This is a genomic window from Chrysiogenia bacterium (assembly GCA_020434085.1).
Taxonomy (GTDB): domain Bacteria; phylum JAGRBM01; class JAGRBM01; order JAGRBM01; family JAGRBM01; genus JAGRBM01.
Map to the genome: position 1 here is coordinate 1 of JAGRBM010000441.1, position 9,590 is coordinate 9,590.

The 9,590-nt window shown below is 64.8% G+C and carries 8 protein-coding genes; 4 read left to right on the plus strand and 4 right to left on the minus strand.

All coding sequences use genetic code 11. The features are described 5' to 3' along the window. Positions 1–383: 383 nt before the first annotated feature. The 3 genes from KDH09_15105 to KDH09_15115 are packed head-to-tail and all read left to right on the plus strand — an operon-like array spanning position 384 to position 5,040. The gene (locus tag KDH09_15105; GenBank protein ID MCB0221023.1) at positions 384–1,355 is read left to right on the plus strand and encodes a GDP-mannose 4,6-dehydratase; all 972 of its coding nucleotides are present in this window, start codon (positions 384–386) and stop codon (positions 1,353–1,355) included. A 50-nt stretch (positions 1,356–1,405) separates the two neighbouring features. After that, on the plus strand, positions 1,406–2,506 hold the full coding sequence (locus KDH09_15110; GenBank protein MCB0221024.1) for an undecaprenyl/decaprenyl-phosphate alpha-N-acetylglucosaminyl 1-phosphate transferase: 1,101 nt from the start codon (positions 1,406–1,408) through the stop codon (positions 2,504–2,506). Continuing rightward, positions 2,503–5,040, plus strand: coding sequence for a protein kinase (locus tag KDH09_15115; GenBank protein MCB0221025.1), 2,538 nt, complete (start codon positions 2,503–2,505; stop codon positions 5,038–5,040). The genes KDH09_15110 and KDH09_15115 overlap by 4 nt, the downstream gene beginning before the upstream one ends. Positions 5,041–5,044: 4 nt before the next feature. Here KDH09_15115 and KDH09_15120 read toward each other — a convergent pair whose 3' ends face one another. Continuing rightward, on the minus strand, positions 5,045–5,308 hold the full coding sequence (locus KDH09_15120; protein ID MCB0221026.1) for a DUF4258 domain-containing protein: 264 nt from the start codon (positions 5,306–5,308) through the stop codon (positions 5,045–5,047). A 152-nt stretch (positions 5,309–5,460) separates the two neighbouring features. On the opposite strand from KDH09_15120, the gene KDH09_15125 reads away from it, so the two are divergent. Then, on the plus strand, positions 5,461–5,772 hold the full coding sequence (locus KDH09_15125) for an antibiotic biosynthesis monooxygenase (GenBank protein MCB0221027.1): 312 nt from the start codon (positions 5,461–5,463) through the stop codon (positions 5,770–5,772). 170 nt (positions 5,773–5,942) lie between these two features. Here KDH09_15125 and KDH09_15130 read toward each other — a convergent pair whose 3' ends face one another. From KDH09_15130 to KDH09_15140, 3 genes are all read right to left on the minus strand, one after another. Beyond that, positions 5,943–7,295 carry an AarF/ABC1/UbiB kinase family protein gene (locus KDH09_15130; GenBank protein MCB0221028.1) on the minus strand — a complete coding sequence of 451 codons (1,353 nt, stop codon included), beginning with the start codon at positions 7,293–7,295 and terminating at the stop codon, positions 5,943–5,945. Positions 7,296–7,401: 106 nt separating this feature from the next. Further along, positions 7,402–8,790, minus strand: coding sequence for a magnesium transporter (gene mgtE, locus KDH09_15135; GenBank protein ID MCB0221029.1), 1,389 nt, complete (start codon positions 8,788–8,790; stop codon positions 7,402–7,404). A 27-nt stretch (positions 8,791–8,817) separates the two neighbouring features. Then, on the minus strand, positions 8,818–9,555 hold the full coding sequence (locus KDH09_15140; protein ID MCB0221030.1) for a hypothetical protein: 738 nt from the start codon (positions 9,553–9,555) through the stop codon (positions 8,818–8,820). Positions 9,556–9,590: the final 35 nt, after the last annotated feature.

The following is a 9,590-nucleotide window of genomic DNA, read 5'->3' on the forward strand; positions in this document are numbered from 1 at the left end:
CCTGTGAGCCTTCTCACAGAAGTTTGGCGGTTTCTTCCTCATACTGATTTCACGGTGAAGCGACCAAGGGGACCGTTCTTCAAAACGGTCGCCGAAGGGAGGGGGGGCCTCTTAAGTACCTCGAGAGACCCCTCCTTTGAGAGCAGCACGACCGGCAAGGAACATGGGCCAGGCGCCCTGGGACTTGCCGGTCGTGCTGTTTATTGGCTGTTTCAGGTTGCGACGCTGACGGGTGAGGGCCGGTCACTTGCTCTTTACGCCCAGCCTCAAATTGCGCCCGTGATTTCAATGGGTTATGATGCCCCTCTGGGAAGAATGGGGCACGGGCGGCGCTTTGAAGGGGTTTGCGGCAGAGCGCCTGCAGGAAACTGGAACACCGACCCATGCGTGTTTTGATCACAGGTGGAGCAGGATTCATCGGCTCACATCTGGCCGAGTCCCTCGTAGCCGACGGCCACGAACTGACCATCCTCGACAATTTCTCGACCGGCTGCGCAAGCAACCTTGAGCACCTGAAGGGTGCCCCGATGCGCCTCGTAGAGGGCTCCATCCTCGACGAGGCCCTGCTGCGCGAGGCCGTGGCCGATGCCGACTGCATCTACCACCTGGCCGCCGCTGTGGGCGTTCGCTACATCATCGAAAATCCGCTGCAGACCATCACCACCAACGTCGAAGGCACCGCCGCCCTGCTGCGCGCGGCGGCGCAGCGCAAGACGCCCACGCTGGTGGTCTCGACTTCCGAGGTCTATGGCAAAAATGCCAAGGCCCCGCTGAGCGAAGAAGACGACTCGGTGACCGGCCCCGCGCACCTCTCGCGCTGGGGCTATGCGTGCACCAAGGCGCTCGACGAGTTCCTGGCCCTGGCCTACCACCGCGAGCAGGGGCTTCCCGTCGTCATCGTGCGCCTCTTTAATACTGTCGGTCCGCGCCAGACCGGGCGCTACGGCATGGTGATCCCGCGCTTTGTCTCCGCGGCATTGCGGGGGGAGACCCTTGAGGTCCATGGCGACGGGGAGCAGAGCCGCACCTTCTGCGACGTCGAGGACGCCGTGCGCGGGATGCGCGCCCTCATGGATGAGAGCGCCGCCGTGGGCGAGGTCTTCAACCTGGGCGGAACCGAAGAGATCTCCATCCGCGCCCTGGCCGAGCGGATCATCGCGCTCACCGGGTCGGACTCGCAGATCCGGCTGGTTCCCTACGAGGAAGCCTTTGCCAGCAACTTCGAAGACATGCGCCGCCGCGTGCCCGATATTTCCAAGGCCGGGCGCGTTGCCGGTTACAAACCACGCTACAGCCTCGACCAGATCCTCAGCCGGATCGTCGAACACAAACGCCGCGTCGAACACGCGGCCTGAGCGGGGCCCTGTGACGGCGCCGATCACTTTGTACTGAGAGTAATCCGCCCGTGCCGTTGCCGCTTTCTCTTGTCATTTTCTTCGTTGCCGCCGGGCTCGCGGCGGCCTTTACGCCGCTGGTGCGCAAGCTCGCGCTGCGCACCGGGCTTCTCGACCATCCCGGAGAGCGCAAGGCGCAGAATGAGGCGATTCCCTACCTGGGCGGCCTCGCCGTCTTCGCCGCATTCGCGTTGGTGACGGTGGGCGGTTTGACGTTGCTGCTGACCGATGTCGGGGCCGGGGTGCTCGGCTCCCTGGGCTTCGAGGACCTGAACCAGCAGAGCGTGCTGGCGCGCGGGCGTGCGCCGGAGCTGACGGGCTACTTCCTGGGCGCGCTGGTGTGCGTGGGAACCGGGTTGCTCGACGACATCTACGGGGCGCGTTTCCCGGCCCGGCTCAAGCTGCTGGCCCAGTTCGTGGCCGCCATTCTGGCCGTGGCCGGCGGGGTCCATACCACCGCCTTCGGCGATCCGACCCTCAATTTTGTGATTTCGGTCATCTGGATCGTGGCGATCACCAACGCCCTCAACTTCGTCGACAACATGGATGGACTTGCGGGCGGTCTCGTCATAATCTCCGGACTGATCTTGTGGGCAGTAGCGCTCCAGCAGGGACAGCTCTTCATGCAGATGATCCTGCTGGCGTTCGTCGGGGCGGCGGCCGGCTTTTTGCCGTTCAACTTCCACCCGGCGAGCATCTACCTGGGAGACACCGGATCGCTCTTTCTGGGCTTCACCATGGGCGTGCTCACCACGCTCGAATCCTATGTGACCCAGGAGTCGTCCACGCTGATTCCGATCGTCCTCCCGGTGATCGTGCTCAGCGTGCCGGTGTTCGACATGGTGTCGGTGATCGTGATCCGGCTCCGTGAGGGGAGGCCGATCTACATCGGGGACCGCTCGCATCTCTCCCACCGGCTGGTGGCGTTGGGGATGCATCCGCGGACCGCTGTGCTCTTCCTCTACCTGCTGGCCGCGGGCCTCGGCTTTGCCGCGCTGCCGCTGCCCAGGATGGGATTGCTTGAGTCGATTTACATCGTCATGGGCTGGGTCCTGATGATCATTGCCGTGACGATTCTGATGATTGTGGGACGACGGGACAGAGGATCGTGAACGAACAACAGGCAACCGAGGTCAATCCGGTCGGCGAGATGCTCGCGCAGGTTCGTGATTCGGACCAGCTGAGCAACGTCGTGACATTTCTGCGTGAACCGCCGGGGCTCTACCTGAGTCTGCTGGTGGTCGGCTTCTTCCTCTATTACGTCGGTCGCGTCGTCTTCGGCTCGACCGACAAGGGCATGGCGCGCAACGAGCAGAAAAAGCAGCGCCGCGCCCTGATGAGTGAGCTCAACTTCCACAAAAAAGCCGGCAATTTCCATGGCATGGGCGAGGTCTACGAGCGCCTGGGCAACCGCGACAAGGCCATGGAGTGCTACAAGAAGGGCGGTAACGCCGTCGACCAGGCGCGCCTGTTCCGCGAAATGGGCGAGCGCTCCAAGGCCAAGAACATCCTCGAGACCTCCAATGAGTGGGAGGAACTCGCCCGCATGGCCGCCGAGGACGGCGAGTGGCAGACCGCCGCCGTCGCCTTCGAGGAGTCGGGCAAGACGCTCAGCGCCGCTGAGGCCTACGAGCGCGCCGGCGACATGGTGCGCGCGGCGCGCCTGTATGAGGCGGGCGGGATGGATTCCAAGGCCGGTGAGCTGCTGGCCGCCGGTGGCGGGCGGAACGCCGCCGAGATTCTCGAGCGCGACCTGCGCACCAGCGCCCTGCGCGGCAAGGGCGCGGCCATGTCGGACTCCGACGTGGGGCGCCTCAAGCGTTGCCTGGAAATCTGGGCCAAAGAGGGCGAGTACCAGCGAGCCTTCGACTTCGCCAAGGAAATGGAACAGTGGAAGTTCGCCGCGCAGCTTGCCAAGCGCCTGCCGCCGAGCGAGGAGCTGGCCGAGATCTGCATGATGGGCGACCAGCACCAGGCCGCCGCCGAGATTTATCGCCAGATCGGGCAGGACAAGCAGGCCGCCCTGGTGCTGGCACAGTATCATCAGCAAAAAGACGAACTCATCGAGGCCGGTCGCTATTTCGAGGAAGCCGAGGAATGGCTGGCAGCCGCCGATCTCTATTACACCATGAACAACCTGGCCAAGGCGGGCGAGCTCTACGAGCGCGCCGGTGACAACCGCCAGGCCGCCGAGATGTTTGCCGCCGCCGGCGATGCCGAGCGCGCCGCCGCGCTCTATAAAGAGGCGGGCGAGTACGACATGGCCGCCCGCGCTTTCGAGCAGCTCGGCGACCTCACGCAGCAGGCCGAGTCACTGGCTTCCGCCGGCGACAGCCTGGGGGCGGGCAAGCTCTTCTATGAGGCGGGCCTGCTCGACAAGGCCATCCGCATGCTCCAGCAGGTGGGCTCCGAGAGCGCCGACTACCGCGAGTCGCGCGTGATGCTCGGAGAGATTTTTGTGAAAAAGGGCGACCGCCCCGGCGCACGCGCGGCCCTCGGCAAGGCGCTCGAGAACGTCACCCTCAGCCCCGACACGGTGCACGGTTACTATCTGCTGGCCAAGCTCGAGGAGATGGACGGCAACATCGACGAGGCGCGTAGCCTCTACGAGCGCGTCAACGCCGAGAGCTACGGCTACCAGGACGTGGCCATGCGCCTGAAGGCCATTGCCGACGGCAAGGTGCTCGGTCGCAGCAAGGCGGGCAAGTCAGGTTCTGCGCAAGCCATCTCGGACGCGAACACCCGCACCATGGCCAGCGACGTCGACCAATCGGCGCGCACCCAGGCCAGCGACATGGTCTCCAGCGGGCCGGGCGGGGCTGCCGATCCCAACGCGCGCACCATGGCCTCGGTCGCTCCCACGGAGAATCGCTACACCCTCAAGGGCGCGCTCGGACGCGGCGGCATGGGCGTTGTTTACGACGCCATCGACGAGACTTTGAAGCGCGAAGTCGCCTACAAGGCGCTCCCGGATGATCTCAAAGAACACCCCAAGGCCGCCAAGAACCTCATGGAAGAAGCGCGCTCGGCCGCGCGACTCTCCCATCCGAACATCGTGCAGGTCTTTGACGCGGGCAAGGACGAGCGCGGCTACTTCATTGTGATGGAGAAGATCGAGGGCGAGACTTTTGACAAGATCATCCGCAGTCGCCGCATCTCGGTGCCGGGCGTGGTGAACATCGCGCGCCAGATCTGCGCGGCGCTCGCACACGCGCACAGCCGCCACATCGTGCACCGGGATCTCAAGCCCTCGAACCTGTTCTGGACCAACGACAAGATGATCAAGCTGATGGACTTCGGCCTGGCGCGCACCTACGACGAAGAGGTCGGCAAGGTGCAGACGCGCACGGCCGGGACGCCCTATTACATGGCGCCCGAGCAGATTCGCGGCGACGCCATCAGCCCGCAGACGGACATCTACGCGCTGGGTTGCGTGCTCTATGAGCTGCTGTGCAATCGCCCGCCCTTTACCGAGGGCGAGCTGACCTACCACCACGTGCACACCCCGCCCGAGGACCCGCGCAAATACCGCGAGGAAGTCTCGGAGACGCTCTCGCAGATCGTTCTCAAGTGCCTGGAAAAAGCCCCCGAGGATCGCTACGCCAGCGCCGACGATGTCTCGCAGGCGCTGGCCAAGGCGGGCTGAGGAACTATCTCACCGTCTCCCGCCCCTGAACGCGGTACATTGTCTTGACCAGCTTCGCGCCCCGAAACGGCGTCGGCGTGATGATCACCAGGCGCACCCCGTTGTGTTCACGCCAGATGGTGTCCATGCCGTCAGGTGTGTCTTTCCCATACATGAGGGTCTCTTCGACCGCCTCGTCGCTGATGGACTGGGCGGCCGCGCGCTCCTGGGCGTGCCTGCTGAGCGCGATGTTCCCAAGGCCGGGGACGTTTTCGTAGTAGTAATTCACACGCCCTCCTTACGCGCACATTCCAGAGTATAGCAGGTGCCCGGACCGCCGATGAGGCCTGATTCGCCTGCTCTCGCGCGGGGTCAACCGCACTTGCCCCCTTGGCCCGTGGCCGCAATACTCGCCCCAACTTATTTGAGTTGGAGCACGCCATGTTCGTCACCATGAACCGAATTTTCGTAACCCCCGAATACGCCGAGAAGTTCGAGGACAATTTCCGCAACCGCGCCAAGGAAGTCGACAAGATGCCCGGCTTCATCCGCAACGCCGTGCTGCGCCCCAAGGGCGAAGATCAGCCCTACGTCGTCCAGACCTTCTGGGAGTCCGAAGAGCAGTTCAAGGCCTGGGTGGGATCCGACGCCTTCAAGAAGGGTCACGCCCGCTCGGGCACCCTGCCGCCCGAGGCCTTCGCAAAGAAGGGCTCGCTGGAGACGTTTGAGGTGTTTCTGGATACCGAGGCCTGAGGCGTAAGATCCTCGCCAATTCGGCAGTTCTCGCCAGCCGCATCTAACGGAATTGGATCAACTGTCGTGAACGTGCTCGTGGACGTGTTCGAAACGCGCACGCGCACGCGCACGAGCACGTCTACGTTCACGATCTGAACAAAGATGTGAAATGGCCGGGGATGGCCTGCTCAAGACTGGGCTTCAACCAGAATTTCCCCCAGGACCTCATGCCAGTTGGCCTCGGCCTCGATGGAGGCGAGCACGCTGGCCAGGCCGAACTGGATGCGGTTGAGGTAGAGCATTCCCGGGCGCTTGGCTTCGCGGATTCCCTTACGCAGGGCTTTCCGCGCGGCGAGGAAGCCGCCCTTGATGGAGAGATCCGAGAGACGTTCGGTGTAGGCGCGGTTGAAGGTAAAGGGCTCGTCCTTGATGGCGGGCTCGTAGACGGCGACCGCGTATTCTTCGAGAAAAGCCCATTCCTCTTCGTCGACTTCGTCCTGAATTTCCCACACCCGCGCGAGCGCCTCGCGCAGCTCGCTGCCGCGCCCGCCCTCTCGAACCAGTGATCCAACGCCCTTCAAATCCGCCAGCACGGCGGGCGGATAGCGCTGCACGCAGCCGAAATCCAGATACGCCACATCGGCTCCGCCGGGAAAGAGGTAGTTTCCCGGATGGGGATCGGCGTTGAACATGCCGTGGACATAGAGCGAGCGGAAGAGAAAGGCGAAGAGATTGCGGCCGATCTCGTTGCGCTCTTCCTGATTGCCGCGCGCGCGCATCTCTTCCCAGGACTCACCGCTCACGTAATCGAGCACCAGAATGTGATCGCGGCAGAGCTCTGTGTGCGGGCGGGGGATGACCACGCCGGGCGTGCCTTCCCACGCGTCGGCAAAGTCCTGCTGATTGCACAGCTCGCAGCCGTAGTCGCATTCTTCGAGCACGCGGGAGGTGAGATCGTCGAGGGTCTGTTCGAGATCGACCTTGGGCAGCACCATCGCCATGGCGTTGCGCAGCAGGTCGAGATTTTTGAGATCCGATCGGATCGCTTCGTCGATGCCGGGGTACTGGACCTTCACCGCGACGACGCGCCCGTCGGGCAGCTCGGCGCGGTAGACCTGGCCGATGCTGGCCGCGGCGATGGGCTCGCGCTCGAACTTTTTAAAGATGTCTTCGGGCTTTGCGCCCAGGTCCTTCTTGAAGACCGCTTCGATCTCGCTCCAGCGCATGGGCCGTGCGCGCACCTGCAGCTCCGAGAGCGCCTGCGTATAGATGTGGCGATAGCCCGCCGGGATGGCGTCGTCGATATAGCTCACCATCTGGCCGACCTTCATGGGAAGGCCCTTCATTCCGGCCAGTGACTGGGCGAAGGTTTTGGCTGTCTGTTGGTGGAACTTTTCGGCCGCGCTGTCGATGCCGCCGCCCAGAAGGGTGCGGCCCGCGGCCAGCGCCATGTTGTTGGAGACGCCCACGGCCATGTTGCCCAGGCTCGCCATGCGTGTGACACGGCCCCTGGGAATCTTGCGAACCCCGTCCTTCGCCATATCCTGCCGCCTTCCTGTCGTCGCGCAAGCATGAGCCTAGCGCGCGGGCGGCGGCGGCGTCCAAACCGGGGAAGGGTCGGGAAGCGGGAAAGGGGTGAAAGCCCCGTCAGTGGGCCATCTGGAGCTTGTCGAGAAAAAGCGTCGCCAGGCCGAGGAAGGCGAAGAAGCCGCCCACGTCAGTCACGGTGGTGACAATGACGCCCGAGCCCATGGCGGGGTCGAGGCGGAAGCGGTGCAGCAGGAGCGGGACCGAGGCACCGGCCAGGCCGGCGAGCGCGAGGTTCACGCACATGGCCAGGAAGAGCACGGCGCCAAGATAGGCATTTCCCTGCCAGAGGTAGCCCGCGCCCGCGGCGAGCAGGCCGACCGAGGCGCCGATGCAAAGGCCGATGCCGATCTGCTTGCCCATGACGGCCATGACCGAGCTCAGGCTCAACTCGCCGAGTGCGATGCCGCGGGTGACGACGGTAAGCGTCTGCGTTCCCACGTTGCCGCCCATGCCGGCGACCACCGGCAGGAAGGCGGCGAGCACGACGACCGAGCGGATCGTGTTCTCGAAAGCACCCACCACGCTGGCCGCCAGAAAGGCAGTCGCCAGGTTGAGCACCATCCAGGGCAGGCGCCGCTGGAGCGAGAGCATCATGGGCGAGAACACGCGGTCTTCCTCGTCGAGGCCGACCATGCGGTACATGTCCTCGGTGGCCTCTTCCTGGATGACTTCGAGCACGTCGTCGACGGTAATCGTGCCCAGCAACTTGCCTGTTTCGTCGACGACGGGCAGCGCCATGAGGTTGTATTTCTCGACGAGGTCAGCGGCGACTTCCTGGTCGGCGTCTTCGCGAATGCTGACCGGGTCGGTGATCATCACGTCGCGGATGAGCTTCTCGCCCGGCGCCAGCAGCAGCTTGCGAATGGGCACGACGCCCTTGAGGTGGTTCTCCTCGTCGACGGCGTAGAGGTAGAAAATTTCCTCGACGGTCTCGCCGATCTTGCGCAGGTGCGCGACGCCTTCCTCGCACGTCGCCGACTCGTGGAGCGTGGCGATGCGCGTGGTCATCAGCGCGCCGGCACTCTCCTCGGGGGAACCCAGAATGCGCTCGATGTGAATGCGGACGGTCGGCTCCAGCAGGCGCAGCACGGGCAGGCGGCGCTCTTCGGGCAGCATCTCCACAAAATAGGCACCGTCGTCGGGCGGCACGCGCCCCACGATGGTCGCCATCTGCCGGTCTTCGACCATGGGCAGCACTTCGGGAAGGAACTCCACCGGGAGCTCGGCGAGCACCTTGCCCGCGCGTGCGGAGTTGAAGAGCAGATTGACGAGGGTCTTCTGCTCCCCGCCCGAGAGGTTGGGCAGCAGTTCGGCGATGTCGGCCGGGGGCATCCGCTCGATGAGCTTCTGGGCGCGATTGTGCGCACCGGTGCGGATCATCCTGCGAAGGATGTCGATCCGCACGGGGGCGCGCGTGTGGCGCTGATGCTGCCCGGTCTCCGGCATACGAGGGGTTCCTCTTGAGAGTCCTGTTTAGTTGTCCGGTTGTGGCGGAGGTGTGAACTCCCAGGCACCGGCCTTCCATGAAGCAACCTGATGCTTGCCGGTGTAGACCTCGATCTCCACCACCTTGGACGGGTCGCCCGCCTCGGGAATGGCCTTGGCGGTCTGCTCGACCACCTTGCGCGCGATCTCGGAGAGATCGCGCACGCTGGGATCCTGGCTGACCGGAATCTCCACCATGACCGAGAGCGCCCCGTGGCGCACGCGCACGGCAACGACCGCGGCACTGGCCGCCTTGGGCGGATCGGTGAGCAGCAGGCGGTGCAGGCGCTCGGCGCGGACGTCCGCCTCGCTGGCGGTGCCCGGCGCCACCATGAAGCCCGGCAGGCCCGCGCTCCGGTCGGTGATGAGCTGGGGCTGGCCGCCGTTCTTGAGGTGCGGTGCCAGGTCGGGGGCCGGCTCACTGCGAGATTCGGCGGGAGCGTCCTCGGCGGGGGGGGCCGCCAGGGGCGCGGCTTCTTCGCTCGCTGCTTCCTCACCCTCGGCGCCGGGGAAGGGCGTGGCCGCCTCTTCTTCCTCGCTGCTGCCGAAGTTCTTGAGCTTTTCGGGGACTTCCTTGATCTTGAAGGCGCCCGCGGGCTTGTCGAAGCCACGCTTGGGCTGGCGCGCACCGCCGGAGGCGTTGCTGGGCTTCCAGGAGGCGCAGCCCCCCGCCAGCAGGCCGATCACGGCGATCAGGGCGCAGCCGAATGTTGCAGGATTTCTCATATCGCGCATTCCTTGGGATGGTCACTGCCTCTAGA